Source organism: Streptomyces sp. NPDC014991 (assembly GCF_043080665.1).
Classification (GTDB): Bacteria; Actinomycetota; Actinomycetes; order Streptomycetales; family Streptomycetaceae; genus Streptomyces.
Genome location: NZ_JBIBVY010000026.1, coordinates 17,852 through 42,796, shown reverse-complemented (window position 1 = coordinate 42,796; position 24,945 = coordinate 17,852). Strand labels below are relative to the sequence as shown.

The following is a 24,945-nucleotide window of genomic DNA, read 5'->3' as shown; positions in this document are numbered from 1 at the left end:
CCGTCCGGTCCCGGCGGGGCGCCGGCAGTCCGGAAAGGCGAGGAGCGAGCCGGTTGGAAGCCCGCTGCCCGGGCATCGGTTCGCGGCTCACACCGGGCAGCGGGACGGCAGACCGCCGAAGAGGGACACCCCAGGTGACCTCGCCAGGAAACGGGTGGCTCGAAATCCCCTTCGTCGACGGCCGGGAGAGAGGCTAGAACGAGACTGTCGAGGAGGCAACCATCTGAACCAAACCGGTTAAGTTTAGCTTCGGTTCAGTCAGCGGCGTCAATTGGGCCAGTCATTCCGCTCGCGTGGACAAGTTTACGGAACCGGTTTAGCGAACATGTATCCCGCATTTGGACGCCACATCCGAGAACGGCCACCGAGATCTCCGTCGCCCCGCACTCCGGGCGCGGACCGACTGTCGTCACGATCCGCATCTGTCGCTGTGCTTATAGTGACCGTCTGGATCGTCTCCGTAGTCTGTCGAAGGGAGCCGCATGGACGTCATGGCCGCGAGGGACCGGGTCTTCCGCACGCTGGACGCGGACGGCGACGGTGTGATCACCAGGGACGAGTACCTGACTCGCCCGGACCGGGCGGCGGCGAGGCTGGGACGCGGCGTCAACGACCCCCTTGTGGCCGTCGCCCGCAGCCGGCACCAACGGGTCTACGACTCCATGGACGCGGACGGAGACGGCAGGGTGACCTTGCGGGAGTACGCGGCCTGGGCGGGTGCCCACACCTTCGACGACGTCTGCCGGCCGGCTCTGGGGTCCCTGTTCGACCTCGCCGACACCGACGGTGACGGCATGCTGGACCGCGAGGAGTTCACCCGGCTGCGGGAGGTCCTGGGCAACAGTGCCGGCAACGCGGGGGAGGCGTTCGACGCCCTGGACGCCGACGGTGACGGGCGTGTCGACCGTGACGAGTACCTCTCCGCCATCCGTGCCTTCGTCAGTGAGGGCGCATCGCCCATGTACGACGCCCTGGTCGCCGTCCGCTGAACCGGGCCGGCCAGGGCCCGCGACCGGACCGCGTCGGCTCAGTTCCTGCCTGGCAGGGCGGCGACGGCCAGGCACACGCCGGGGGACGCACGACCGGCCGCGGCCGCCGGCGCGGGGAAGCGGGATGCTCCACCCGCAGGGCCGGGGGCTGGACGGGGGAGTGGGCCCGCCGGCCCCGCCACCGCATCGCCTCCCGCCCGCGCCACCGCATCGCCTCCCGCCCGGCGTCCGCCCGTCAGTCCTTCACGGCTCCGCCCAGCCCGGAGACCAGGCGTCGCTGTACGAGTACGAAGAACACCAGCACCGGCACGGTCATCACCGTGGACGCCGCCATGACCCCGCCCCAGTCCGGCTCGTCGGGCTGGTAGAAGACGAGCAGCGCCATCGGCAGGGTCGACTGCGAAGTGTCGCTGATGAGGAACGACTTGGCGAACAGGAAGTCGTTCCACGCCGAGATGAAGGAGAACACGCTCGTGGCCACCAGACCCGGCAGGACGAGCGGAAGAAGGATCTGCCACAGGAACCGCGCACGGCTCGCCCCGTCGAGGTACGCGGCCTCCTCCAGCGACTCCGGCACGGCCTTCACGAATCCCCGCAGCATCCAGATCGCGAACGGCAGCGAGAAGGCGATGTGCGGCAGGATCAGCGAACTCAGCGTGTTCAGTCGGCCGAAGTCGCGCATCAGGAAGAACAGGGGGATGGTGAGCGCCTCCACCGGCACCATCTGCGCCACCAGGAACATGATCAGCAGGGTGGTCCGGAAGCGGAACCGGAAGCGGGTCACGGCGGTCGCGGCGAGGAAGGCGATCAGCGCGGAGGCGACCACGACACTCACCGCGACGACGAGGCTGTTGACGAAGTACCGGCCGAACTCGTGCTGTCGGAACACGCGCCGGAAGGAGTCCAGGGACGGGGACGACGTCCAGGGCCTCGGCCGGGTGGACTCGATCTCCCCGGCCGGCCGGAACGCGCTGAGCACCATCCAGTAGAGGGGGAAGGCGACGACCACGGCGGTCAGCAGCGCGGTCGCCTCGGCCGCCAGCCGCCAGGGGCGCCGCACAAGACCACGTAGGGGACGCACAGTTCTTCCCCCGCTCGTGACACCTCCCCTGCTCACAGTTCCTCCCCCTGGCGGCGCAGCAACCGCAGATAGCCGAGCGTGACGGCGAGCAGGATCAGCAGCGTCACCACGCCGATCGCCGAACCCAGGCTGTACTGCGAGGACGCGAACGCCTTCTGGTAGGCGTACACGTTCAGGACCAGGTTCTGGCCGGCGATGCCGCCGCCGTCGGTCATCACGTAGATCTGGGTGAAGACCTTGAAGTCCCAGATCATCGACTGGATGGTGACGATGACCAGGATGGGTCTGAGAACCGGCGCCAGCACCGAGCGCCAGATACGCCACTGCGAGGCGCCGTCGAGTGAGGCGGCCTCCAGTACCTCGCGCGGCACGGCGCGGATGCCGGCGTAGACGGTGACCATCACGAACGGGAAGGAACACCACACCACTTCGAGCAGGACCAGCAGGAAGGCGCTGTAACGGCCGTAGGTCCACGAGAAGTCGCCGAGCCCGAGGAGGCGGTCGACCGGGCCGAAGTCGGGGTCGAAGAGGAACAGCCAGACCGTCGAGCCGGTGACCGTCGGTGTCGCCCACGCCCCCAGCGCGGCGAGCATCAGGGCGAGCCGCGGGACGGCGCGGACGCGGGTGAGCAGGACGGCGAGCGCGCAGCCCACCGCCAGGGTGGACAGCACACAGGCCGCCGCGAAGCCGACCGTCGCCAGCAGCACCTGCCAGAACTGGTCGTCGGCGAACAGCTCGGAGTAGTTGGCCAGCCCTCGGAAACTGGTCGGTTCGCCGCCGCTGACCTGGGCCTGGGTGTACTCGAGCACGGACATCAGCCCGAGCTGGTAGACGGGGTAGACCAGCAGCCCGCCGAGGACGACGAGGGCGGGCGCGAGGTAGAGCCAGGGAGTCCAGCCCCCGTGCGGGCGTGGCCTCCTGACGGGCCGCACGGGAGCTGGAGCGGCCGGCCGGCCGGCCGGTCGCGGGGCGGGGCCGGCCGCCGTCGTCCGGTCGGGCCGTGCGGCCTCCGGCCGTCCGGTGGTGGTGTTCGGTGTGTCCCGCTCCGGCGAAGGAGCGGCGTCGGTCTTCCGCGTCATCCCACGGATCCGAACGCGTCGTTCATCTTCTTCGCCGCGTCGGCGGAGGCGGCGGTCACGTCCTTCTTGCCGCTGACGATCTCCTGGAACATGGTCGGCAGCACCAGTGAGGAGTCGATCTGTGCCCACGCGGGCGAGGCCGGCACGAACTTGGTGCCGGCGGCGAGGGTCCGCACGAACGGCTTGACGAACGGCTCCTTGGCCGCGGCCTGCTGCCGCACGTCCGCGAAGGTCGGCAGAAAGCCCATGGCGTCGAAGAGCCGGCCCTGCGTCCGCTTCGAGGCCAGCCGCTTCATCAGGTCCACGGCGAGGGTGCGGTGCGACGTGCTCTTCAGGACGCCGATGTTGTTGCCGCCCGCGAACGCCGGCGCGATCGAGCCGGGCTTCACCCCCGGCAGCGGCACCACCGCGTACTTCCCCCTGACCTTCCCGGCCTCCACCGCGGCATGGCTGAAGTCGCCGCCGATCGCCATGGCCGCCTTGCCGGAGGCGAAGGCGGTCACCGTGTCGTTCCCGCCCATGCCCGCGCACTTGGCGGCGGGACAGTTGTCGTCGCCGAAGAGGGAGGTGTACGCCTCGATGCCCTTCCGGGCGGCGGGGCCGTCGATGACGGAGGCGTACGAACCGCCCCTACCGGTCGCCAGTTCACCGCCGCGGGCCCAGATGAACGGCATCGCGCCGTACGTGTAGGCGCCGCCGACGGCGAGTCCGTACAGACCGGGCCTGGCGGCCCGGATCCGCTTCGCTGTGGAGATGAGTTCGGCCTGTGACCTCGGTACGCCGAGGCCGAGTTCGCCGAGTATGTCGGTCCGGTAGTACAGCGCCCGGACACCGACGAAGTACGGCGCCCCGTAGATCCTGCCGTCCACGGTGACCGACTGCCGGGCGGTCGGATCGGTGTCCTTGGCCTCGCTCCAGGCGTTGAAGTCCCGGGTGACGTCCGCGAGTCCGCCGTCCCGTACGTAGCCGGCGGTGTCCGTGTTGCCGTACTCGATCACGTCGGGCGCGGACTTCGGGTCGTTGAAGGCGGCCTTGATGCGCTGGGCGCGGGTCTCCACGGGGATGTACTCGACGGTGACCTCGGCGCCGTCGTGCGCCTTCTCGAAGCCGGCGAGGACCGCGTCGACGACGCGCTGCTTGGGCCGGTTGTCGACCTCCTGGAAGAGCCAGACGCGCAGGGTGCCGGTCTTCTCGTCCTTGCCGGCGGGTGAGTTGCCGGAGGTCTGGGGAGCGCAGGCGGCGGCCAGGGTGACGGCGAGCGCGGTGAACCCGGCAAGACGGACGGACAGCTTCATGGAGTGCTCCTCCGATGCGGTGTTGCAGCATGTGCAATGACGGTTTCGCTCTGCACAACAGCTCGGAGGTTAGAGACAGCAGGAACACGCCCACAAGAGGTCTCAACCACTCTGTGACCGGCAGACGCACGCCGTGCAACGCCCGAGCGGCACGAAGGCCGCAGGGCGCGCGAAAGGGAGCCTCTCGCCGCCGAGGGCGAGAGGCTCAGGTCTTCCTGGTGCGGGTCGCGAGCGCCCGTGGCGCAGGCGTGAGGTCGCGCCCGTCGGCTACCGGCGTGACCGGGTGGACCGGACGGCCGGTTCCTGCCCCAGCTTGTCCTTCTCCGCCTTGAGCTTGCGCCACACCGTGCCGAGTGCCTCGATGTCGTGCTCGTCGAGGAGATCGGTGAAGACCGGCGCCAGGACCTCGCGGCGGGTGGCGTCCGCCTGCTCGAAGACGCGGCGGCCCTCGTCGGTGAGCGAGACCTCGACCGACCGTGCGTCGCGCGCCGACGGGGTACGTGTCACCAGACCCCGGCCCTGGAGGGCGTCCACGACCCGGGAGACCTGGCTGCGGCTCAGCATGGTGCTGTTGCCGAGGACGGAAGCGGGCACGGGCTCAGGGCTGGACGCCAGCCACAGCATCACCTCGAACCAGGAGACGGGGAGGTCGTGCGCCCGGATCAGGGCCCGGTCGACGTGCTCGGTCATCACCGTGCCCGCCCAGACCAGCCCGTAGAAGGCGTAGTCCGCGGCGGGCATCTCGGCCTGTGACAGCTTCTTCGGCATGGGCCGAGTATAGGCGGGTTGCGTGCGCACGCACATAAAGCTACGTTGTGTGTGCACGCACATAAACGAGAGAGGCTTCACCATGTCCGCCACCCCCCGCACCCCCCGCACCGTCCTCATCACCGGCACCTCCTCCGGTATCGGCCTCTCCGCCGCCGTCGCCGCGGCCCGGGCGGGCTGGCACACGGTCGCCACCCTCCGTGACACCACCCGCGCCGGCGCGCTGCGCGAGGCCGCGGCCGAAGCGGGCGTCACACTCGACATCCGGCAGCTCGACGTGACCGACGAGACCTCCGTCACCGCCGCCGTCGACGGCGTGATCGCCGACCACGGCCGCCTTGACGCCGTCGTCAACAACGCGGGCGCCGGCCACCTGGGCACCCTGGAGAACGACGCCATGGACGACGTCCGCGACGTGATGGAGGTCAACTTCTTCGGCGTGCTGAACGTCTCCAAGGCCGCGCTGGCGCACCTGCGCGCTACCGGCGGCCGCCTGGTCACCGTCACCAGCGTCGGCGGCGTCATCGGCCAGCCGTTCAACGAGGCCTACTGCGCCGCCAAGTTCGCCGTCGAAGGTTACATGGAGAGCCTGGCCCCCGTCGCGCGGACGCTGGGCGTGAGCGTGTCCGTCGTGGAACCCGGCGCGGTGGCCACCGAGTTCGTGAACAACGTCGGTGTCGACCTGAACGCCGACATCGCCGCCGGCCCCTATTCCGACGCCCTGCGACGCTACATCGACCGCGCCACCGAGCAGTTCCTGAAGGCCGACGTACAGACCTCGGCCGCGGCGGCGGAGGCGGTCATGGAGGCTCTCCACGCCGACCGGCCCGCCTTCCGGATCCAGACCTCCGACTGGGCCCGCACCTTCGTCGGCACCAAACTGGCCGACGTCGACGGTTCCGCGGTCCAGGACCTCACCGCCACCTGGATCGCCTGACCGACCGCGCGGGGAGTTCGGCTGAGAGGACCGTGAACCACCTGGGCAACCGGCTGAGCGGGCTCCCGCTGGTCCTGTCCGACCCGCGCCGCGTGTCCGCCCGGCCGCAGGAGCACCCCTGGGAGCGTCCGGCTCCTCGCTGACGTCCACGACACGGTCGGCCCGGTCCGCCACCGAAAGCCGGCCGGTCCGGTCGAGCGGGAGGCCGCGCCCGTCGTGCGTCAGTTCGCACAGGCGCTCCCGCTTCCGCCCGCGCCCCTCACCGGCGCCCGGCCCCGGCCACTGCCGCGCGCCGTGCTCCCGGTCACTCCGCATGGCGGAGAGGCAAACCCGTCCATTTCGGGTAGTGCGGTAGGGAGCGCCACCGCCGGTGGCCGACGAACACGAGGATCGGATGCGCGACATCGAGGGCACCGCCGGGCAGGCCTCCGGTCACGGCACACCTTTGCGGGGACGCGTCGCCGTCGTCACCGGAGCGGCCCGCGGAGTCGGCGAAGCCCTCGCCCGACGACTGTCCGGCGCCGGGATGAAGGTGGCGCTCCTGGGCCGCGAGGCGGAAACCCTGCGGCTGGCCGCCGCGGCCCTGCCCGCACCGAGCATCTGCGTCGAAGCGGACGTCACCGACCGTGCCGCGCTCGACCGTGCTGCCCGGCAGGTCGCCGAACAGCTCGGCCCGGCCAGCGTGCTCGTGGCCAACGCGGGCATCGCCGTCGGCGGCCCGTTCAGCCGCACGGAAGCCGACCTGTGGCAACGGGTCATCGACGTGAACCTGGTCGGCGCCGCCAACACCGCCCGGGCCTTCCTGCCGCAACTCACCTGCACTCGCGGCTACTTCCTCCAGATCGCCTCCACCGCGGCCTTCGGCTCCGCGCCCATGATGAGTGCGTACTGCGCCTCCAAGGCAGGCGTGGAATCCTTCGCCCAGGCCCTGCGCGGCGAGGTCGAACCCGACGGCGTCGCCGTCGGCATCGCCTACCTCCACTGGACCGGCACCGACATGATCAGCGGTATCGACGACCATCCCGTCCTGCGGGCCCTGCGCCAGAACCAGCCCTGGTTCGCGCGCCGTATCCACACCCCGGCACAGGTGGCCGACTGGCTCACCACCGGCGTCCTGCACCGCGCCCACCACGTCTACGCCCCACCGTGGCTGCGCTGGTGCCAGCCCCTGAGGCCGCTCTTCCCCGCCCTCGTCGCCCGGCTGGCCCGGCGTGAACTCCGGGCGCGTCCCGGGGCGGAACTCGCGGACGACGTGGGCGTCCTGGGCGCCGGGGGACGCGCCGACTGGGACGCGTTCTCCTCCGCCGCACACCCGCACCGCGGCCCGCAGCAGTAGGAGCGGCGCCCCGCACCGCCTCCGCGACAGCGACAGCCCGGCTGCGCTTCGGCCCCCACCGCGCGGCACTGCGGCCGCGGCCCTGACCCCTGGCGGTGTGCGACTGTCACATCGGCTATGTCCGCCTCGAAGCACTCCCGCTGTACGACGTCTTCGCCGGCGGTGTCCTGGAACGTGTCCCGGTGGAACGCGATGGCGCTACGCGTGCGCCCGTTGACGTAGCGTGGCCGGGAAGCGGACTGCCGCCACTCCACCACCCGGGGGGACTGATGAGGGATCGTACGGAAGCGGTCGAATCGATGGAGCAACTCGCCGTGGTCTGGCGGGCGATGGTGCTGGACCGCGACACGGGCGCCGATGTGCGGGACCTTCCGGGCATCGCCGTCCGCTGGGCCGACTGCCGGTTCCCCTTCTGGAACTGCGTCACGCTGACGGACGTCGACGCGGACGCCGCGCTCTTCGGGCGCCGCCTGAGCCGGGCCGCGGACATCATGCGCTCCAAGACGCGTCCCGGATTCCTGTGGCTCTTCGAGGACCTCCTCGGCGACGAGGCGCGCGGGCAGGTGCGGACGGCGGCCGAGCGGGCGGGCCTCACGTACGCCTTCTCCGGCACCGGCATGGCCGGAGACCTCCTGCCCGTCCCCGAACCGTCCCACCCGGACCTCACGTTCGTCCGCGTGACCACGGACGAACACCTCCGGGCGTACGCGGACCTGAACTCACGCGCCTACGGTTTCCCGCTGGAGGACGGCCGCGACGGGCTGCTCGGGTCCACGGCGTGGAAGAGCCAGGTGCACGCCTACCTGGGGCTACGGGACGGTGTCCCGGTGACGTGCGCGGGAACGGTGGAGGCGGAGGGCCGGCTCTTCGTCGTGCTCGTCGCCACGGCCCCGGAGTGGGAGCGCAGGGGCTACGGCGAGGCGGTGACGCGCAAGGCCCTGTACGAGGGTGGCCGCGCCACCGGCCTGACCCGCGCCACCTTGCACGCGACAGCGGCCGGCGCCCCCGTGTATCCCCGCATCGGGTTCCGGCCGAACTCGCCCGTCCATTTCTACGCGCTGAGCTGGACGCCGCCCTCCCACAGCTGACAGGCCCTGGCGGACGCCCGGTGGGACCGATCCGGTCAGCCGGGCTGTGCGGCGATCATCGCCCGGTACCAGTGGTAGCTGTCCTTCGGGGTGCGCTCCTGGGTGTCGTAGTCGACCCGGACGATTCCGAACCGTTTGCCGTAACCGAACGCCCACTCGAAGTTGTCCAGCAGTGACCAGACGTAGTAGCCGCGGACGTCCACGCCTGCGTCCGTCGCGGCCCGCAGCGCGGTGAGGTGATCGCGCAGGTAGGCGACCCGGTCCGCGTCGTGCACCGCTCCGTCGGGGCTCACCTCGTCGTCCTCCGCGGAACCGTTCTCCGTGAGGTGCACGGGTGGCAGCGCGTCCCCGTACCGGGCCCCGAGCCGCACCAGCAGCTCGGTGAGGGTGCCGGGGACGACCGGCCAGTCCATCGCGGTGTGCCGCACGCCCGGAAGCCGTACCTCCCGGTACCGGTTGTCCGTGGCCACGCGTCGCGCCGGGTCGCTCTCGCGGTAGGGGGCGTCGGCGACGACGATCGGCCGGTAGTAGTTGATCCCCAGGAAGTCCAGCGGCCGGGAGATCAGTTCCAGGTCGCCCTCCCGCCGGAAGTCCTGCCCGGTCACCAGTTCCCCCCAGGTCTCCTCCTCTGTGGCCGGGTAGCGGCCCGCCAGGAGAGGTTCGGTCCACACCAGGTTGTGCTGGGTGTCCGCGCGGACGACGGCCGCCAGGTCGGCGGGGGAGCCGGTGGCCGGCAGGTTGTGGTCGAGGTTGAGCGTGATGCCCACCTCGCGCACGCCCGCCTCCCGCAGCACCCGTACGGCCAGGCCGTGGCCGACCAGCAGATGGTGGGCCGCGGCCAGCGCGCCCCGGCCCTCCCGGGCACCCGGGGCGTGCCGGCCCACGGAGTAGCCGAGGAAGGCGCTGCACCACGGCTCGTTGAGGGTGATCCAGCGCGGCACGCGGTCCCCGAGGTGCCCGGCGACCACGGCCGCGTACTCGGCGAACCGTTCCGCCGTCTCCCGCACCCGCCAGCCGCCCCGGTCTTCCAGTGCCTGCGGCAGGTCCCAGTGGTAGAGGGTGGCGGCCGGTTCGATGCCGGCCGCGAGGAGCTCGTCGACCAGCCGGGAGTAGAAGTCCAGCCCCTTGGTGTTCACCGGGCCGGTGCCGTTCGGCACGACACGCGGCCAGGCGATCGAGAACCGGTACGATCCGACGCCCAGCTCCCGCAGCAGGGCCACGTCCTGCGGATAGCGGTGGTAGTGGTCGCAGGCGACGTCACCGGTGTCGCCGCCGGCCACCAGACCGGGGGTGTGGCTGTAGGTGTCCCAGATCGACGGACCGCGGCCGTCCTCCCGCGCCGCTCCCTCGATCTGGTACGAGGCGGTCGCGGCGCCGAGGACGAAGCCGGGCGGGAACATGGGGAAGTCACTCATGGCAGGAGCCCGTTCCGATGGGGGTGCAGGTCACTTGACGGAACCGCCGGTGATGCCGGCGGCGATGTACTTCTGGGCCAGGACGAGGAGGACCGCCGCCGGCACCGCGGACAGGACGGACGCGGCCATCACCGAGCCCCAGTCACCGACGTGCGCGCCGATGTACTGGTAGATGCCCAGCGTGACCGGCTTGACGTCGTCGGTGGTGTTCAGGGTCAGGGCGAACATGAAGTCGCTCCACGAGAACAGGAACGCGAACAGGCCCGAGGTGATGAGCGCGTTGCGGCTCATCGGCAGCACCACCCGCACGAACGTCCGCACCGGCCCGGCACCGTCCATCTGCGCCGCCTCGATCACCTCGCCCGGGATCGACAGCATGAAGGACCGCATCAGCACGACGGAGAACGGGATGCCGAGCGAGGAGTCCGCCAGCATCAGTCCGAAGTAGGAGTTGACCAGGCCCAGTTCGACGTACGAGTCGTACAGCGCGTTGGCGATGACGATGCCCGGGACCATCTGCGTGATCAGGGTGCCGAACACGATCGTCCGTGTGCCGCGCAGCCCGAACCGGGCCAGTCCGTACGCCGCCGGCGCGGAGACCGCCAGGCAGAGGACGACCGCGCCGAGCGAGACGGCCAGGGAGGTCAGCAGGTGTCCGCCCTGGTCACCGAGGGCCTTGGAGAAGCCGGACAGGTCCAGGCGGCTCGGCACCGGATCGACCTGGAGCAGTCCCGAGGCGGGCTGGAGGGCGGTGTCGAGCATCCAGTACAGCGGGAAGAGCATCACGCACAGGATGAGCACACCGGTGAGGGTGGAACCCCAGCGGCGCCTGGATGTCGTGGGCGTCCGGATGGTCATGGACGTCACTTCCCCTCGCTGCGGCCTGCCCGCAGGTAGATCACCGCGAACACCGCGGAGACGAGAACGAGCACGTTGCCGACGACCGCGCCCGCCCCGAAGTCCAGTTGGACGAACGAGTTCTGGTAGGTCAGCGTGCCCAGGGTCTGGGTGGCGTCGGCCGGGCCGCCGTCGGTGAGCGCGAGGATCAGGTCCAGGATCTTCACCGTCGACATGAAGCCGAGGACGAGGACGACGGTGATCACCGGCCGGAGCATCGGCAGGGTGACGGAGCGGAACGTCCGCCAGGCCGAGGCGCCGTCCAGCGAGGCGGCCTCGTACAGCTCCGCGGGGATCTCCTGGAGACCGCCGTAGAGGATGACCATGTTGAACGGGACGCCGATCCAGATGTTGACCAGGATCACCGACAGTAGGGCCAGGTGGGGGCTGGTCAGCCACGGGGTGTGGCCGCCGAGGCCGAGGGTGTCCAGGAACGAGTTGAGTACGCCCGTGTCCTGGTCGAGGATCCGCCGCCACACGATGCCGGACACCACCATGGGCACCAGCCAGGGCAGTAGGATCAGCGACCGCAGCACGCCGTTGAGAGGGAACCTGCGGCTGAAGAACACCGCGAGCGCGAGGCCGGCGCAGAACTGCCCGAGCAGGGATCCGGCCGTGAACACGAGCGTGTGCCACAGCGCCCTGCCGAACAGGGCGTCCCGCAGGACGTGCGACCAGTTGTCGACGCCGTTGAAGGGGGCCTTGCCGGTGAAGAACGTCTGCGGTGTGTAGTGCTGGAAGCTCATCACGACGTTGCGGACGAGCGGGTAGCCGAAGAACAGCAGCATGAAGACGACCGCGGGGGCGACGAACCCCCACTGTGCGAGGCGGCGCCGCAGGCGCAGCCGTCCCGGATCCGGGACGCCGGCCGCCCGGCTCGCGGGGGAGGGCACCGGGACGGTGACGGTGGACGTGGTCATGTGCGCGTGTACCTCAGTTCCCGCTCGTGGCCCGCTGCTGGGCGCGTGTCAGGGCGGCCTTGCTGGACTCGCCGGTCAGTGCGGACTGGAAGGCGCTCTGGAGGGCGAGCGACACGCCCGGCCAGCCGGCGCCCAGCTCGGCCGTGCGGGAGCGGGCGGCGGCCACCTGGTCGGCGAGGGCGTCCAGCTCGGGCACCCGCTCGCGCCACACCGCGGCGGCCTTCTCGGCGGCAGGGACCATCCAGCTGTTGAGCGCGTACGTCAGCTGCTCTCTCTCGCCGGACAGGCAGGCGACGATCCGCCCGGCCATCCTCTCCCGCGCCCTGTCACCGGTGTTCGGGACCGTGAGAACCGCACCGCCGAGGGGACCCACCGACCTGTCCCCGGCCTTCGGCACAGGGATCCGCGCGATGCCCCAGTGCAGCGACTTGTCGGTGTTCAGCGTCTCCACCTGCCACGGGCCGTTCACCATCATAGCCGCGTTGCCCGCCATGAACTGGTCGTTGACGTCCGCCTGCGTCCAGCCGACCGTCGACCTGGACAGCGAACCGTCGTTCAGCAGGGCCTTCCAGAAGTCCAGCGCCTCGACGACCCGCGGCCCGTCGAGGCGTCTCTCGTCGCCGCCGTTCGACCACATGAAGGGCGTGAACTGGAAGACGCCGTCCTCGGCGCCGCCCGCGCTGAGCGCCAGGCCGTACCGCTTGCCGTGGGTCAGTTTCTTCGCCGTCGCGCGCAGCTCGTCCCAGGTGCCCGGGACCTCGAGGCCTGCCCCGGCGAGGGCGTCCTTGTCGTAGAACAGGGCGAGTGTGTTCACCGAGCGGGCCGCGCCGTAGTACGTCCCCTTGTAGGAACCGAAGTCGACGATGCCCCGGGGGACGCCGTCGGTGCGCAGGCCCAGTGTCCTGAGGTCGGTCAGCCCGCCGGCCTCGGCGAACGTCGGCATCTCGGAGGCGTCGAACTGGACGATGTCGGGCAGCGACTTGGACGACGCCATGCGCAGCGCCTTCGTCATCACCTGCGCGGCCGGAACGCTCAGCTGCTCGACGGTGACGCCCAGCCGCCGGCCGCAGCGGGCCATCGCCTGGGCGTCCCAGCGGTGGTAGGACTCGTCGGTCGAGGAGTTCATCACGGTGTAGACGTCGCTGTCGCGCTGCGAGCCGCATCCGGTCAGGGCCGCCCCGGCGACCAGGACGCAGACGGCGGCGAGCGGCGTCACGGTCCTGCGGGAGCGTCCGCGGCGCGCGGCAGCCGGAGTGGGTGCTGTCACGGTGGGTGCCCTTGCGTGGGAGAGGGAGGGACGGGCGTCAGCGGACGCCGTGGACGTGATGACGCATTTCGTTGAAGCGCTTCGACATGGTGCGGCCTCTGCTGTCGTGTCGTCGGCGTCGCCGCCGCCGCCTTTGTTTGCTGCGATGACTAATACGTCAGAACCCTGCCGTCCCGCTAGTCCCGTGCACCGGGACCTTTTCCCGGCCTCCGCGGTGACGCCTCCCGTCCGAATGCGAAGAGGGCCAGTTCAGCCCAGGTATTAGGGCCGTCGGACGCCGATGGGTGCCGTCCGTCGTGTGTACGATCCACAGGCCGGGGCGACAGCCTCCGCAGTCCCCGCCGAACAGCCCTGCTCCCCCGAGGAAGACCATGAAGTTCACCAACGGGTTCTGGCGCGTCCGCGATGGCGTTCAGATCGCCTACGCCACCGAGGTACGCGAGGTGCGCGTCCAATCGAAGCGCTTCACCGCCTATGCCGCCACGCAGAAGGTGACGCGCAGAGGGGACACTCTCAACGCGCCGCTCCTCACCGTCGACTGCTTCTCGCCCGCCGAGGGTGTCATCGGTGTGCGCGTCACCCACCACGCCGGCAGGTCGCGCCCGGGTCCCGACTTCACCCTCATGACCGCCCCCGGTGCCGAGGGCGCGGGCGAGGTCCGGCAGGACGGCACCGTCACCCAGCTGACCAGCGGCCCCCTGACCCTGCGCCTGGACCGGGCCGCTCCCTGGGCCCTGACCTTCCTCGACGCGGGCGGGCGGGAGCTGACCCGGGCCGGCCGCAAGGGCACCGCGTTCGCCACCACCGACGACGGTGCCCACCACGTCCTCGCCCAGCTCGCGCTGGGCGTCGGCGAGCAGATCTACGGCCTCGGCGAGCGTTTCACGCCGTTCGTCAAGAACGGCCAGAGCGTGGACATCTGGCAGGCCGACGGCGGCACCAGCAGCGAACAGGCCTACAAGAACATCCCGTTCTACCTCTCCTCGCGCGGCTACGGCGTCTTCGTCAACCACCCCGGCGGGGTCTCCTTCGAGGTCGGCTCCGAATCCGTGGGGCAGGTGCAGTTCAGCGTCGAGGACCAGACGGTCGAGTACCACGTCGTCGCCGGGCCCACCCCGAAGGACGTCCTCACCCGTTACACCGCCCTCACGGGCCGTCCGGCCCTGCCGCCCGCCTGGTCCTTCGGCCTGTGGCTGACCACTTCCTTCACCACGGACTACGACGAGCCGACGGTGATGTCGTTCGTCGACGGCATGGCCGAGCGCGGCATCCCGCTGTCGGTCTTCCACTTCGACTGCTTCTGGATGCGCGAGTACCAGTGGTGCGACTTCGCGTGGGACCCCGAGGTCTTCCCCGACCCGGAGGGAATGCTCGCGCGGCTGAAGGCCAGGGGGCTGCGGGTCAGCGCCTGGATCAACCCGTACATCGCGCAGAAGTCCCCGCTGTTCGACGAGGCCGCCGCGCTCGGCCACCTGGTACGCCGGCCGAACGGCGACGTGTGGCAGTGGGACCTGTGGCAGGCCGGCATGGGACTGGTCGACTTCACCGGCCCCGACGCCCGCGCCTGGTTCCGGTCGAAGCTGAAGCCGCTGCTGGACCAGGGCGTGGACTGCTTCAAGACCGACTTCGGCGAGCGCATTCCGACCGACGTCGTCTGGCACGACGGCTCCGATCCGGAGCGGATGCACAACTTCTACACCCACCTGTACAACCGGACCGTGTTCGAACTCCTCGAGGAGGAGCGCGGACAGGGCGAGGCCGTGCTCTTCGCCCGCTCCGCGACCGCCGGCGGCCAGCAGTACCCCGTGCACTGGGGCGGCGACTGCTGGGCGTCCTTCGAGGCCATGGCCGAGTCGCTCAGGGGCGGGCTGTCCCTGTCCCTGAGCGGCTTCGGCTTCTGGAGCCATGACATCGGAGGCTTCGAGGGCACCCCCGACCCGGCGGTCTTCAAGCGCTGGCTGGCCTTCGGCCTGCTGTCCTCCCACAGCCGCCTGCACGGCTCGTCGTCGTACCGGGTGCCGTGGGAGTTCGGTGCCGAAGCCGTCGACGTCACCCGGCGGTTCACCCTGCTCAAGCACCGCCTCATGCCCTACCTGTACGGCGCCGCGGCCGAGGCCCACCACACCGGCGTCCCGGTGATGCGGCCCATGGTCCTGGAGTTCCCGCACGACCCGGCATGCCGCCCCCTCGACCGCCAGTACATGCTCGGCGCGGACCTCCTGGTCGCCCCGGTGTTCAGCGAGGACGGCCGGGTGGAGGTCTATCTCCCCGAGGGCACCTGGACCCACCTGCTCAGCGGCGAGCAGGTCACCGGCCCGGTGTGGCGCACCGAACGGCACGGCTACGACAGCCTCCCGCTCTATGTCCGTGAGGGTGCCGTCCTGCCGCTGGCCGCCGACGACCAGCGGCCCGACGGCGACTGGCTGGACAACCCCACGCTGCTCGTCCACCCGCCGGCCACCGCCGAGTACACGCAGGAGGTCAGCGTCCCCGACCTGACCGGCGCGACGGCCGCGCGGTTCCGGGTCAGGCGCGAGGGCGGCCTCCTGCGCGTCACCGCGGACGGCCACGACCGGCCCTTCACCGTGCACGTCGCCGGTGGCGCACAGGCCGAGGGCGCGGGCGAGGTCACCGTTGCGCTACGGTGACCGGCCGCTCCGGGGGAGACCCACGGCGGCACCGACGGCCAGCCCGTCACCCTGCCGGGGTGGCACCGGCGGCGGCATCGGCCTTTCGGAGAACGCCGGGCCGAGGTCGGGTCGTCCCTGATGCGCGGGCCGGTTCGTTCCGGCTACCGGCTACCGGCTACCGGCTACCGGCTACCGGCTACCGGCTGCCTACGGCCGAGGCCGGCCGGCAGGGCGCAGGCCGCCGTACCACCGGGCAGCCGGTGCCGGTTGTGGGCGACGAGCCGGTAGACGCCGTGGGCGGTCCACCGGATCGGAGGGAGCCTCAGCAGGGCGCCGAGAACGCGCCAGCCGCCGCCCGCGCTCGCCAGCAGCCGGGCGACTGCCTGGGCGCCCCCGTACACGGTCCCGTCCGGGGTGATCCACAGCGCCTCGTACGCGGCTCGCCGCGGGGTGACGCCCAGTTCGTCCAGCGGTGCCTGCTGCTGGGCCACCACCTCGCAACGAGGCTTGATCCGCTTCTGGGTGAAGGCCAGGGAGGCCGTGCAGAAACCGCAGTCACCGTCGTAGACCAGTACAGCTCGTGTCCGCATGCCTCCATGGTGCCGCACCGCCGATCCGGATCACCCGCGCCCGGCTGCCGACGGACGCCTAATCGCCCTGGCGAGCCCTCCCGTCCGGGAGGGACTTTCGTCCGGGCGGCGCCCGCCGGCCAGGGACCGTACCGGAGGGAGGAGGTCCTCCTCGGTGTCCGGGGGAGTCCTCCCCGGCGCCCGACCGGGCCGCCCGGCGGCGCTCCGCTCAGGCGCGTGGCGCCGCTCCCTCGTCGACGGGCAGGGAGACGGACTCGTCCGGCGCCGGGGCACCCGTTCCGCCGGGGCCCGTCGCGGCGCGGGCCTTCCCGGCCGGGGCACCGCGCGGGCCGGTCCGGCGCAGGGCCAGGTGGAGCGCCGGCATCAGGACGCAGGTGATCGCGGCGCTGTACCAGAGCAGGGCGTCCAGCCGGCCCGCCGCCAGACAGGCGCCCGCGGCCACCGCGGCCGCCGCGCACACACCGCGGTCCAGGATGCTCTCCACCGACAGCAGCGTGGCCCGCGGCGCGTCCACCGGGATGGCGTCGTTGACGAGCTTGCGCTGCACCGGATAGACGAACCCGGTGATCGCGGCGAACGCGCACAGCAGCGCGACCACGGTCCACGGGCCGCCCACGACGGTGCCCGCCAGAACGGCGGCCAGGGCGACGCTCAGCAGGGACACCCAGCCGGCCGGCGGCAGCCGGCGGCTCAGCCACTGGGGACGGGTCGACGCCACCGCCTCGGCGACCGTCATCGCCGCGAGCACGCTGCCGTGCGTGCTCTCCCCGATGCCGTGCTCGAGCAGCACCGGCTGGAAGAGGTTGACCTGGCAGATCCGCGACAGCGTGAACACGGCGACGCCCTGGACCATGAGCAGCGCCAGCCACGGCGACGACCACAGGGCGCGCAGAGCGGCGCCCGTGTCGCGCAGTGGTCCGCCACCGCACCGCGGCCGGCCGCGCCGCCGGGCGTCCGTGCCGGGCGTGGCGAGCCGCGGCAGGGCGAGGGCGCAGCCGAGGGAACCGGCCGCGCACGCCGCGCTGAGCACGTACGGCGTCTGCGGGGCCAGGGCCATCAGCGGCCCGACGAGCGGCCAGCACACGACCTTGGCGCCGAGCCCCAGGGCACGCGCCGTGCCCTCGGCCTTGAGATAGTGCGCCTCCGCCCGCTCGGCGCGCAGCCCGTCGTACAGGTAGGCGCTCGCCGCGCCCGACGCCAGGGAACGCCCGGCCGCGATGGCGAGGAAGTGCGCGAGGAAACCGGTGTACGTCGGAGCCAGCACCGGCGCCAGGTTCGCCGCCGTCATGACCACCGCTCCCGCGCGCAGGCAGTTGCGGGCGCCGATGCGGTCGGCGACGATCCCGGTCGGTATCTCGAACAGGCAGAAGGCGATGTAGTAGATGCTCTGGATGCCGAAGATCTGCCCGTCGGACAGGCCCGCGTCACGCTGGTAGGCGTAGAACACGGGCATCCACCACAGCAGGTTGAACAGCAGCTGGAACCCGTTGTTGAGGCGGATGACGCGGCGCGCGGCCGGGGGCGGCGCCGGTACGGGGGGCGAGGACCGCGGGAGGGGCATGCGGCGCCTCACCGGGCGTAGGGGCGGACCTGGACCAGGTGGAAGGCCCCCTCCGCGGTCATGAGCCACTCGATGTCCAGGGCGCCGTCGGGATCGTCCTCGCTGAAGTGGGACTGCAACAGGCGCCCGGCGAGGGCGAGTTCGGCCAACGAGGCGCGTGTCGCCGCCGGGAGGTCCGCACCCGACGAGCCGATGTCGACCGTGCGCCCGCCGCCCTCGACGGTGTTGTAGAGGTACTGCTGCGGCAGGACCGTGCCGTCGACCACCTGTTCGGGCGAGCCGGGCGTGCAGTTCAGGTACACGTTGCGGAAGTCCTCGGGGCGGGTGGGATCACAGGTCACGAGGACGCCCCCCAGATCGGCGGGTACGTACTCCTGGACGATCACCCCCATGTAGGTGTCGTCCAGGGGGATGCCGACCTGGTGCCGCAGGCGCACGCTGCGCGGCGACAGCAGAGACGCCCACACCTGCCGTACGGCGTCCATGAGCTGGTCCGTGCCGTGCACGGTGGTCACCGAGTCGTAGATCCCGGCGGCCGAGAACCCGGGCAGGTCCTCGGCGTTGGAGGAGGACCGCACGACCAGACGGCGTCCGTCGGCCGTGAGCGCGGCCACGGAGGCGGTGATCGCCCGCGTCACCTCCTCGGGCACCGGCGTACTGCACGTCAGGTGCTGAAGGTGCAGGGACAGCGGGTCGATCACGTCGAGGGCCTCGAGTTCGAGCGCCATCTTCAGCTTGCCGATGCCCTGTTGGAGGGCGGGGGAGGAGGTGAGGAACAGATGGTGCAGCCGGAACGGCAACGCCACGCCCCGGGGAGCGCGGACCGTCCGCGCCACCCGTTCGGCCGCCGCGGCGCGCAGCCGCCGCGGTGACGCTCCCGTCTCACCCAGCCGGGCGGCGAGGTGCCCGAGCAGATCGGGCCGTGGCGGACGCGGGCGCGCGTAGAACGCCGTCAGGTCCGCCGTGCGGCTGTCCAGGACGTGGTGCAGTTCCCCGAGGTTGGCCGCCTTGGTGCCGTAACTGTCCCGGTCGGCGCACCGCAGCCGGTGCAGCTCCAGGATCGGCGCCTCCTCCAGCAGCGGTGTCTCGATGCGGATGCGCTGCTGGTGCCAGGCGGGCCGTTCCAGAGCCGGTGCGTGGGGAAGTCGCTCAAGGGTGACGGCGTCCTCACGCACGCGGTAGCGCACCCACGCGCCGTCGAGGCCGTCCTGCCGGACGACGGCGTCCAGGTCGCGGACGATCGCGTTCGGGATCCCCCAGCCGGCCGCGAGGACGTTGGTGTGCGAGAGCGGTGTCGTGGGGGCCGTGTTGATGAACCCGGCGGTCCGGGGCACGTTGTCGGGCAGCCGGGGCATCGCCACGATGTCCGACCAGCCGAGCTCCCCGGCCGCGCTCTCGTACTCCGCCGTGGTGCGGAAGTAGCGCAGCCGTCCCTCGGCCTCACCCGGGTTGAGGCAGGTGCGGGTGCGGTTGCCGAACAGCTCGTGGCTGAGGACGCGCGGCACGCGCGCCTCCCCGACCGCGGCCAGCTCGTGCTCCTGCCCGTGGTTGGCGGGCTTCAGCAGCAGCGGCAGACGGCCGTCCACCCGTCCGCGCACGTAGTGGTAGAACTCCTCCAGCAAGGGCCCCGGCATCGTGTCCGCCTCGGTCGTCTCCAGCACGAGGAAGGGCCGTTCGGAACCGTCGGCCTCCTCCTCGGTGTGCAGGGACACCACCCCGAGGAGGAACCGGCGTTCGGGGTCCATGTACACCGAGGCGTTGAACGCGTCGAGTTCCGCGTCCAGTTCGTCCAGGGTCATGCCGAGCACGCGGGTCGCGATGTAGTCGACGTGGAAGGGATGCACCCGGGTGTCGAGCAGATGCCAGGTGTTCTCGGCACGGTCCACGACGACCTTGAGGTACGGGTGGCCGGCCAGTACCCCGGACAGCGCGCGGAACAGCGGCAGCGACAGGTTCGCGCCGATGACGGTACGGTCGCCGGCGGCGTCGGGCACGGCCGCCTCGGCCGGTGCGTGCGTCATGCGCGGGCCTCCTCGGTGACATCCGTGGGCAGGATCCGCGGCAGGGCGTCCACCACGGCGGCGAAGTCGCTGACCACGGTCTGCGGCCGGTCCGCCGACAGCAGGCACACGGCCGCCATGGTGTTGGCGCCGGCGGCGGGGTCGTAGACCGGCACGGGGGCGCCGTCGGGCAGGGCGCTCTCGGCGACGACGGACAGCGTGCTGCCCGCCCCGAGAGGAGCCGAACGGACGACCGTCGCGGAGTCCCACAGATGGCGACGGGCCCAGGGCGAACCGTCACCGTTCACGGCCAGCACCACCAGGGACCCGGCCGCCCCGACCGCGTCCTGCGGCGTCAGCACCCGTGCCGGCCAGGCGGGTGAGCCGCCGAGCAGCTGATCGGTGAACATGCCGGCCAGGTCCAGTCCGAAGACCTGCTCGATCTGCGGCACCGTCATCGCGCCGCCGAACCGCGCCGCCGTCTCGATCACCCACATACGGCCGTCCGCGCCCAGTTTGATCTCCGTGTGCGTGCCGCAGTCCTCCAGGCCCAGGGCGTCCACGGCGCGCCGGGCCAGCTCCACGATCCTGTCCTGGGCCGCGCTCCCGAGCGCGGCCGGGGTGATGCCGGCCCGCTCGGTGAACGGTGCCACCGTCGGCATCCGGCCGCTCACGCAGACCGGACGGAACACACCGCCGACGACCACGCCCTCCACGCTGACGTAGTCACCCCAGCCGGAACCGTCGAACCACTCCTCGGCGCATCCGCTGACGATCTCCTCGACGATGAAGTCCTCACCGGCCCCCGCGACATGCAGCTCCGCGAACCCGAGCAGCGCCGACTCCGCCATCACCGCGCGCGACCGCTCCCAGGCGTCCCGCACGTCCCCGGGCGTCTCGATGATCTGGTGGGCGGTCGAACCGGCGCTCCACGCGGCCTTCAGCAGCAGCGGGAACGACAACTCCGACGCGGCGCGCTCCAGTTCGGCCAAGGTCGTGACCGCGCGGAACCGGGGCTGAGGTATCCCCCGGCGCTCCCACGCCGCGCGCATCAGCCGCTTGTCCCGGGCGAGCGTCGCGGCCGGCCCGGCACCGCGCAGCCCGAGCCGCCGGGACGCCTCGGCGACCGCCACCACCGCGTACTCCGAGAAGGTGACGACCGCCTCCGCCCTCACCTCCCGGGCCCGGGCCGTGATGACCTCCACCAGGTCGCGCCCCTCCGGGGCGGCGTGCGTGACCACCGAGTCGCACAGGCTCGTGGCCCGTTCCGCCACCGTGGCGGGCAGTTCGCTGAGTGCCAGCAGGTGCACCGCGGACCTCGCGGCCACCCGCGCGAGGGCATGCCCCACCGGGGGGCCGCCCTTGGCATGCACGTACAGCACCTTGCTCACCGATACCCAACTCCCTTGGTCGTCCCGAAGGCCCGGACGCGAGCCGCGCCCGGACGGGATACGGCGGCCGGCGGACCCACCGCCCGGTGAAGTCAGCTGACCCGCCGTTTCCTTCAAGCGAACCAGCCCCAACTGCCCCCAGACACACGGAGACAGGCGAACCGTTCAGGCAAATGCCGGACTGCTGCGACCAGTTGTCGCCATGTGGAGACCGTGTGATGCGCTAGTGCCCGACCGGTGCGCACGCGCATGGCATCCGCCCGCTCCGCATGTCTGCTCCGCCACGGGATACGCATGCTGTGTCACTCAACGTGATGTAGTGGACCATTGAAGGAGTTGGGCCGTGGACGAGGCCGATTTCAAGACGCTGCTCGCGCCCCTTCCGGTGTCCTGGTGGGAGGCCGACGGCGGGCTGGGAGTGGTCGACAGCGGGGGCGGCGCGTTCGACGACGAGCGGACCGCACGCCGCTTCCTCGAAGCCCTCCGCGCCGACCGCGACGGGCCGTCCGGCACCCCCGACGCGCCCTACCGGGCGTGTTTCGAGGGCCGTACCTTCCATGTCAACTGGCCGGCCCGCCACGACGGCGCCGACCGCGACGGCAGCAGGGGAGTGGCGGTCGAGGTGAGCGGCCGGCCGGAGGACAACCCGAACGCCGCGTTCGCCGACCTCACCCCGGCCGCGGCCTTCGTGCGCGACGCCACCGGCCGCTACCTGTGGGCCAATCACGCGTACGCCCACCTGTACGGCACCACACGCGACGCCGTGGTCGGCCGCCACCTCGCCGAGGTCGACGAACCCGACGACGTCACCCGGTTCCTCGCCCTGGACCGGGCGGTCCTGGCCGAGGGCAGGCCCGTACGGCACACCCTCACCTACCGGCGCCCCGACGGAACCTCCGGACAGGCCGCGGGGTACCGCTTCCCCGTCCGCTGGGGCGGGCACCGCTGTGTGGCCGGTATCTACGTCGACGTCACCGACTACACCCGAGCGCTCGACCAACGACGCCGGGCCGAGGAGGAACTGAGGGCCCTGCGCGACCACAGCGGCCTGCTCTGCGTCCGCCTGTCCACCGACGGACTGGTGGGGGAGGCCGGCACCGCGGTCGCCGAACTCCTGCGCGTCCGCCTCTCCGACCTCATCGGGCTGCCGGCCGACACCTTGCTGGCGAGGACACCCGAACGCACGGCTGTGCACCGGATCTGGCACGACCTCATCGGCGGCCGGCGCAGAAGCGCCCGGACCTCCGCGGTGCTCGTCGACGGAGACAGCCGGCAGCGCCGCGTGCGGGTCCACCTGAGCGCCGTGTGCCACACCGCGGAACGTGTGCCCGGTGTGTGGGCCGTCATCACCCATGTCGGCCTGCGCCACGAGGTTCAGCCGCCGCTGACGGCCAGCCAGGTCCGCATCCTCGCCCTGCTGGCCGCCGGGCACAGCAACGCGGACATCGCGGCGACCCTGCACCTGTCACGGCAGACGGTCGACTACCACCTGAGCCGGCTGCGCGACCTGCTGGGCGCAGCCACCCGGCCGGCCCTCGTCGCCCGCGCCTACGTGCTCGGCATCCTCTCCCCCCAGGCCTGGCCGCCCCGGTCCGCCACGGCGGCCCACCCACTGAGCCCGGTGTGAGCGGACGTGCCGGGCGCGGCGCCGGTGAGGAGACGCCGGGCCCTCCGAGCGGCCGCCCTGCCGCACCGTCGTCGGCCTCTTCCCCCCCACCCCGCCCGCGACGTGGACGTGGAGAACGCCGAGTACGCCCAGGACGCCCGCCACCCTGGGCACGCGTGGTAGACATCGACCGACCAGAACAGTGAGGCGGGAAAAGGGCGTCGGACCCGGCCCGCCCGTCGGTCGTCTACTCGACGGCCGGGTCCTCCTGGCCCTGCCGGACAGCCTTCTGCACGGCCTGTTCCACCTCGTGCTCATCGTCCCCGGTGGCCGCGGCGCGCCGGGTGACGGCCGCCCGCGCCGCCTCGGACGCCGCCCGCCAGCGACGCCACTGCGCCTCGTACTCGTCACCGGTGAGGCCGGCGAGCGCGGCCCGTTCCTCCTGGGCGCATCGTTCCAGCCTGATCAGCTCATCGGGGACGTCAGCCACGGAGACAGATCCTAGTCGGCCCGCGTGACTCGCCGGCCGTCCGACTCATCGCCCGATCGGGTGGCCTTGCGGTCGGCCCCGGCGACCGGCCGGTGCGGTACGGGCGGGGGAGTGAGACACGGCCCGCCGGGCATGTGCTTCTGCGGGCTCGCCCGGCGAAGCCCGTACCCATCCGTCCTCATGGCCCTACGGAGTACCTGCGTGATCCTCGACGGCATACCGGCAGCCCCCGCCCGTGGCACCGCGTCCGACGCGGCTGCCCGTAAGCAGCGCCTGCGCCGCCGCCTGGAGCGGCTGATCGGCATCGCCGCCACCGAGGGGAACGAACTGCTTCCGCTGCGCAACGGTGACGAGATCTTCCCCGCGATGCTCGGGGCGATCCGTTCGGCCCGGCACACGATCGACATGATGACGTTCGTGTACTGGCGTGGCCAGATCGCCCGGGACTTCGCGATCGCCCTCGCCGACCGCGCCCGCGAGGGGATACGGGTGCGCCTGCTGCTCGACGGGTTCGGTGCCAAGCAGATCGAGCGGGACCTGCTCGACCTCATGGACGCCGCGGGTGTGCAGGTGGCCTGGTTCCGCAGGCCCGTCTGGCTGTCGCCGTTCAAGCAGAACCACCGCTGCCACCGCAAGGCCCTCATCATCGACGAGCACACCGCCTTCACCGGCGGTGTCGGCATCGCGGAGGAGTGGTGCGGCGACGCCCGGGGGCCCGGCGAGTGGCGCGACACCCACGTCCAGGTACGCGGCCCGGCCGTGGACGGCATCGCGGCCGCGTTCGCACAGAACTGGGCCGAGTGCCACGACGAACTCTTCGACGACCGCGACCGCTTCACCGAGCACCGTCAGCCGGGCACGTCGGTGGTGCAGGTGGTGCGCGGCTCGGCGAGCATCGGCTGGCAGGACATGCAGACCCTCATCCGGGTCATGCTCACCTCGGCCGAGGAGCGCTTCCGCCTCGCCACCGCCTACTTCGCCCCCGACACGTACTTCATCGACCTGCTGTGCCAGACCGCCCGGCGCGGTGTGCGCGTGGAGATCCTGCTCCCCGGACCGCACACCGACCAGCGCGCCTGCCAGCTCGCCGGCCAGCACCACTACACCCGCCTGCTCCAGGCGGGCGTGCACATCCGGCAGTACCAGCCGACCATGATGCACGCCAAGATCATCACGGTGGACTCGGTCGCCGCCCTGATCGGTTCCACCAACTTCAACCGCAGGTCCATGGACCACGACGAAGAGGTCATGCTCGCCGTCCTGGACGAGACGTTCACCGCCGAACTCGACCGCGACTACGACGAGGACCTGCGGCGGAGCGTGGCCATCGACCTCGCCCGGTGGAGACGGCGCACGGTCCTCCAGCGTGCCAAGGAGGCCGCCGTCACCCCGGTCCGCCGGTTCCTGTGACCCCCCGGCCGAGTCCCCGGCCCGTCGGCCGCCGGACGGAACCGGCCCCGCCCCTTGCCCGGGCACGGACGGGCAGGTACGAAGAAGTCCCCCTCGGACGATAGTCGTCGGCCAGGAGACGTCAGCTCCTACGATGGCCGCCCTGCGGTGCTTGCCCGGCGGCTCGTCGGGTAACCGCGTCTGGATGAGGGTGGT

20 protein-coding genes and 1 pseudogene are annotated in these 24,945 nt (G+C 71.7%); 8 read left to right on the top strand and 13 right to left on the bottom strand.

Annotated features, from left to right (window positions below; genetic code table 11):
* Nucleotides 1-482 precede the first annotated feature (482 nt).
* Nucleotides 483-989: an EF-hand domain-containing protein gene (locus ACF1BE_RS30390; protein WP_392202214.1), complete on the top strand. Its 507-nt coding sequence runs from the start codon at nucleotides 483-485 to the stop codon at nucleotides 987-989.
* A gap of 235 nt (nucleotides 990-1,224) precedes the next feature.
* Here ACF1BE_RS30390 and ACF1BE_RS30385 read toward each other — a convergent pair whose 3' ends face one another.
* The 4 genes from ACF1BE_RS30385 to ACF1BE_RS30370 form a co-directional block, all read right to left on the bottom strand.
* Complete coding sequence (locus ACF1BE_RS30385) at nucleotides 1,225-2,070, bottom strand: carbohydrate ABC transporter permease (RefSeq protein ID WP_392202213.1); 846 nt, start codon at nucleotides 2,068-2,070, stop codon at nucleotides 1,225-1,227.
* Between the two features lie 32 nt (nucleotides 2,071-2,102).
* Nucleotides 2,103-3,149, bottom strand: coding sequence for a carbohydrate ABC transporter permease (locus ACF1BE_RS30380; protein ID WP_392202212.1), 1,047 nt, complete (start codon nucleotides 3,147-3,149; stop codon nucleotides 2,103-2,105).
* Nucleotides 3,146-4,444: an extracellular solute-binding protein gene (locus ACF1BE_RS30375; RefSeq protein ID WP_392202211.1), complete on the bottom strand. Its 1,299-nt coding sequence runs from the start codon at nucleotides 4,442-4,444 to the stop codon at nucleotides 3,146-3,148. The genes ACF1BE_RS30380 and ACF1BE_RS30375 overlap by 4 nt, the downstream gene beginning before the upstream one ends.
* A 267-nt stretch (nucleotides 4,445-4,711) precedes the next feature.
* Nucleotides 4,712-5,212 carry a MarR family winged helix-turn-helix transcriptional regulator gene (locus ACF1BE_RS30370; protein ID WP_392202210.1) on the bottom strand — a complete coding sequence of 167 codons (501 nt, stop codon included), beginning with the start codon at nucleotides 5,210-5,212 and terminating at the stop codon, nucleotides 4,712-4,714.
* 82 nt (nucleotides 5,213-5,294) lie between these two features.
* Between ACF1BE_RS30370 and ACF1BE_RS30365 the strand changes: the two genes are divergently transcribed.
* From ACF1BE_RS30365 to ACF1BE_RS30350, 4 genes and pseudogenes are all read left to right on the top strand, one after another.
* Nucleotides 5,295-6,149: an SDR family NAD(P)-dependent oxidoreductase gene (locus tag ACF1BE_RS30365; protein ID WP_392202209.1), complete on the top strand. Its 855-nt coding sequence runs from the start codon at nucleotides 5,295-5,297 to the stop codon at nucleotides 6,147-6,149.
* Between the two features lie 394 nt (nucleotides 6,150-6,543).
* Complete coding sequence (locus tag ACF1BE_RS30360; RefSeq protein WP_392202260.1) at nucleotides 6,544-7,485, top strand: SDR family oxidoreductase; 942 nt, start codon at nucleotides 6,544-6,546, stop codon at nucleotides 7,483-7,485.
* 50 nt (nucleotides 7,486-7,535) lie between these two features.
* A pseudogene (locus ACF1BE_RS30355) lies at nucleotides 7,536-7,733 on the top strand (radical SAM protein); the annotation flags it as partial.
* Nucleotides 7,734-7,754: 21 nt separating this feature from the next.
* On the top strand, nucleotides 7,755-8,573 hold the full coding sequence (locus ACF1BE_RS30350; RefSeq protein ID WP_392202208.1) for a GNAT family N-acetyltransferase: 819 nt from the start codon (nucleotides 7,755-7,757) through the stop codon (nucleotides 8,571-8,573).
* Between the two features lie 35 nt (nucleotides 8,574-8,608).
* Here ACF1BE_RS30350 and ACF1BE_RS30345 read toward each other — a convergent pair whose 3' ends face one another.
* Genes ACF1BE_RS30345 through ACF1BE_RS30330 form a run of 4 tightly spaced genes read right to left on the bottom strand, consistent with a single transcriptional unit; the run spans nucleotide 8,609 to nucleotide 13,072 of the window.
* Nucleotides 8,609-9,988, bottom strand: a complete 1,380-nt coding sequence (locus ACF1BE_RS30345) for a GH1 family beta-glucosidase (protein ID WP_392202207.1) — start codon at nucleotides 9,986-9,988, stop codon at nucleotides 8,609-8,611.
* 30 nt (nucleotides 9,989-10,018) lie between these two features.
* Nucleotides 10,019-10,846 carry a carbohydrate ABC transporter permease gene (locus ACF1BE_RS30340; RefSeq protein ID WP_392202206.1) on the bottom strand — a complete coding sequence of 276 codons (828 nt, stop codon included), beginning with the start codon at nucleotides 10,844-10,846 and terminating at the stop codon, nucleotides 10,019-10,021.
* Nucleotides 10,847-10,851: 5 nt separating this feature from the next.
* The gene (locus tag ACF1BE_RS30335) at nucleotides 10,852-11,805 is read right to left on the bottom strand and encodes a carbohydrate ABC transporter permease (RefSeq protein WP_392202205.1); all 954 of its coding nucleotides are present in this window, start codon (nucleotides 11,803-11,805) and stop codon (nucleotides 10,852-10,854) included.
* A gap of 13 nt (nucleotides 11,806-11,818) precedes the next feature.
* The gene (locus tag ACF1BE_RS30330; RefSeq protein ID WP_392202204.1) at nucleotides 11,819-13,072 is read right to left on the bottom strand and encodes an ABC transporter substrate-binding protein; all 1,254 of its coding nucleotides are present in this window, start codon (nucleotides 13,070-13,072) and stop codon (nucleotides 11,819-11,821) included.
* 371 nt (nucleotides 13,073-13,443) lie between these two features.
* Here ACF1BE_RS30330 and yicI point away from each other — a divergent pair, with 371 nt between their 5' ends.
* Nucleotides 13,444-15,720, top strand: a complete 2,277-nt coding sequence (gene yicI / locus ACF1BE_RS30325; RefSeq protein WP_392202203.1) for an alpha-xylosidase — start codon at nucleotides 13,444-13,446, stop codon at nucleotides 15,718-15,720.
* 164 nt (nucleotides 15,721-15,884) lie between these two features.
* On the opposite strand, the gene ACF1BE_RS30320 is transcribed toward yicI, so the two are convergent.
* The 4 genes from ACF1BE_RS30320 to ACF1BE_RS30305 all read right to left on the bottom strand — a co-directional run bounded on the left by ACF1BE_RS30320 (nucleotide 15,885) and on the right by ACF1BE_RS30305 (nucleotide 21,244).
* Nucleotides 15,885-16,292: a thiol-disulfide oxidoreductase DCC family protein gene (locus ACF1BE_RS30320; protein ID WP_392202202.1), complete on the bottom strand. Its 408-nt coding sequence runs from the start codon at nucleotides 16,290-16,292 to the stop codon at nucleotides 15,885-15,887.
* A 208-nt stretch (nucleotides 16,293-16,500) separates the two neighbouring features.
* Nucleotides 16,501-17,853, bottom strand: coding sequence for an MFS transporter (locus ACF1BE_RS30315; RefSeq protein ID WP_392202201.1), 1,353 nt, complete (start codon nucleotides 17,851-17,853; stop codon nucleotides 16,501-16,503).
* 8 nt (nucleotides 17,854-17,861) lie between these two features.
* Nucleotides 17,862-19,874, bottom strand: coding sequence for a PEP/pyruvate-binding domain-containing protein (locus tag ACF1BE_RS30310; RefSeq protein WP_392202200.1), 2,013 nt, complete (start codon nucleotides 19,872-19,874; stop codon nucleotides 17,862-17,864).
* Complete coding sequence (locus ACF1BE_RS30305) at nucleotides 19,871-21,244, bottom strand: acetyl-CoA carboxylase biotin carboxylase subunit family protein (RefSeq protein ID WP_392202199.1); 1,374 nt, start codon at nucleotides 21,242-21,244, stop codon at nucleotides 19,871-19,873. The genes ACF1BE_RS30310 and ACF1BE_RS30305 overlap by 4 nt, the downstream gene beginning before the upstream one ends.
* Nucleotides 21,245-21,587: 343 nt before the next feature.
* Between ACF1BE_RS30305 and ACF1BE_RS30300 the strand changes: the two genes are divergently transcribed.
* Nucleotides 21,588-22,871 (top strand): PAS domain-containing protein, encoded by a 1,284-nt coding sequence (locus ACF1BE_RS30300; RefSeq protein ID WP_392202198.1) that lies wholly within the window; start codon nucleotides 21,588-21,590, stop codon nucleotides 22,869-22,871.
* A gap of 226 nt (nucleotides 22,872-23,097) precedes the next feature.
* On the opposite strand, the gene ACF1BE_RS30295 is transcribed toward ACF1BE_RS30300, so the two are convergent.
* Nucleotides 23,098-23,340 carry a hypothetical protein gene (locus ACF1BE_RS30295; RefSeq protein WP_392202197.1) on the bottom strand — a complete coding sequence of 81 codons (243 nt, stop codon included), beginning with the start codon at nucleotides 23,338-23,340 and terminating at the stop codon, nucleotides 23,098-23,100.
* A 201-nt stretch (nucleotides 23,341-23,541) separates the two neighbouring features.
* On the opposite strand from ACF1BE_RS30295, the gene ACF1BE_RS30290 reads away from it, so the two are divergent.
* Nucleotides 23,542-24,750, top strand: a complete 1,209-nt coding sequence (locus ACF1BE_RS30290) for a phosphatidylserine/phosphatidylglycerophosphate/cardiolipin synthase family protein (RefSeq protein ID WP_392202259.1) — start codon at nucleotides 23,542-23,544, stop codon at nucleotides 24,748-24,750.
* Nucleotides 24,751-24,945 lie beyond the last annotated feature (195 nt).

Excerpts from the sequence above, each read along its gene's own strand:
- ACF1BE_RS30390 (WP_392202214.1), top strand. The coding sequence starts at position 483 with ATGGACGTCATGGCCGCGAGGGACCGGGTCTTCCGCACGCTGGACGCG.
- ACF1BE_RS30380 (WP_392202212.1), bottom strand. The coding sequence starts at position 3,149 with ATGACGCGGAAGACCGACGCCGCTCCTTCGCCGGAGCGGGACACACCG.
- ACF1BE_RS30375 (WP_392202211.1), bottom strand. The coding sequence starts at position 4,444 with ATGAAGCTGTCCGTCCGTCTTGCCGGGTTCACCGCGCTCGCCGTCACC.
- ACF1BE_RS30370 (WP_392202210.1), bottom strand. The coding sequence starts at position 5,212 with ATGCCGAAGAAGCTGTCACAGGCCGAGATGCCCGCCGCGGACTACGCC.
- ACF1BE_RS30365 (WP_392202209.1), top strand. The coding sequence starts at position 5,295 with ATGTCCGCCACCCCCCGCACCCCCCGCACCGTCCTCATCACCGGCACC.
- ACF1BE_RS30360 (WP_392202260.1), top strand. The coding sequence starts at position 6,544 with ATGCGCGACATCGAGGGCACCGCCGGGCAGGCCTCCGGTCACGGCACA.
- ACF1BE_RS30350 (WP_392202208.1), top strand. The coding sequence starts at position 7,755 with ATGAGGGATCGTACGGAAGCGGTCGAATCGATGGAGCAACTCGCCGTG.
- ACF1BE_RS30345 (WP_392202207.1), bottom strand. The coding sequence starts at position 9,988 with ATGAGTGACTTCCCCATGTTCCCGCCCGGCTTCGTCCTCGGCGCCGCG.
- ACF1BE_RS30340 (WP_392202206.1), bottom strand. The coding sequence starts at position 10,846 with ATGACCATCCGGACGCCCACGACATCCAGGCGCCGCTGGGGTTCCACC.
- ACF1BE_RS30335 (WP_392202205.1), bottom strand. The coding sequence starts at position 11,805 with ATGACCACGTCCACCGTCACCGTCCCGGTGCCCTCCCCCGCGAGCCGG.
- yicI (WP_392202203.1), top strand. The coding sequence starts at position 13,444 with ATGAAGTTCACCAACGGGTTCTGGCGCGTCCGCGATGGCGTTCAGATC.
- ACF1BE_RS30320 (WP_392202202.1), bottom strand. The coding sequence starts at position 16,292 with ATGCGGACACGAGCTGTACTGGTCTACGACGGTGACTGCGGTTTCTGC.
- ACF1BE_RS30315 (WP_392202201.1), bottom strand. The coding sequence starts at position 17,853 with ATGCCCCTCCCGCGGTCCTCGCCCCCCGTACCGGCGCCGCCCCCGGCC.
- ACF1BE_RS30310 (WP_392202200.1), bottom strand. The coding sequence starts at position 19,874 with ATGACGCACGCACCGGCCGAGGCGGCCGTGCCCGACGCCGCCGGCGAC.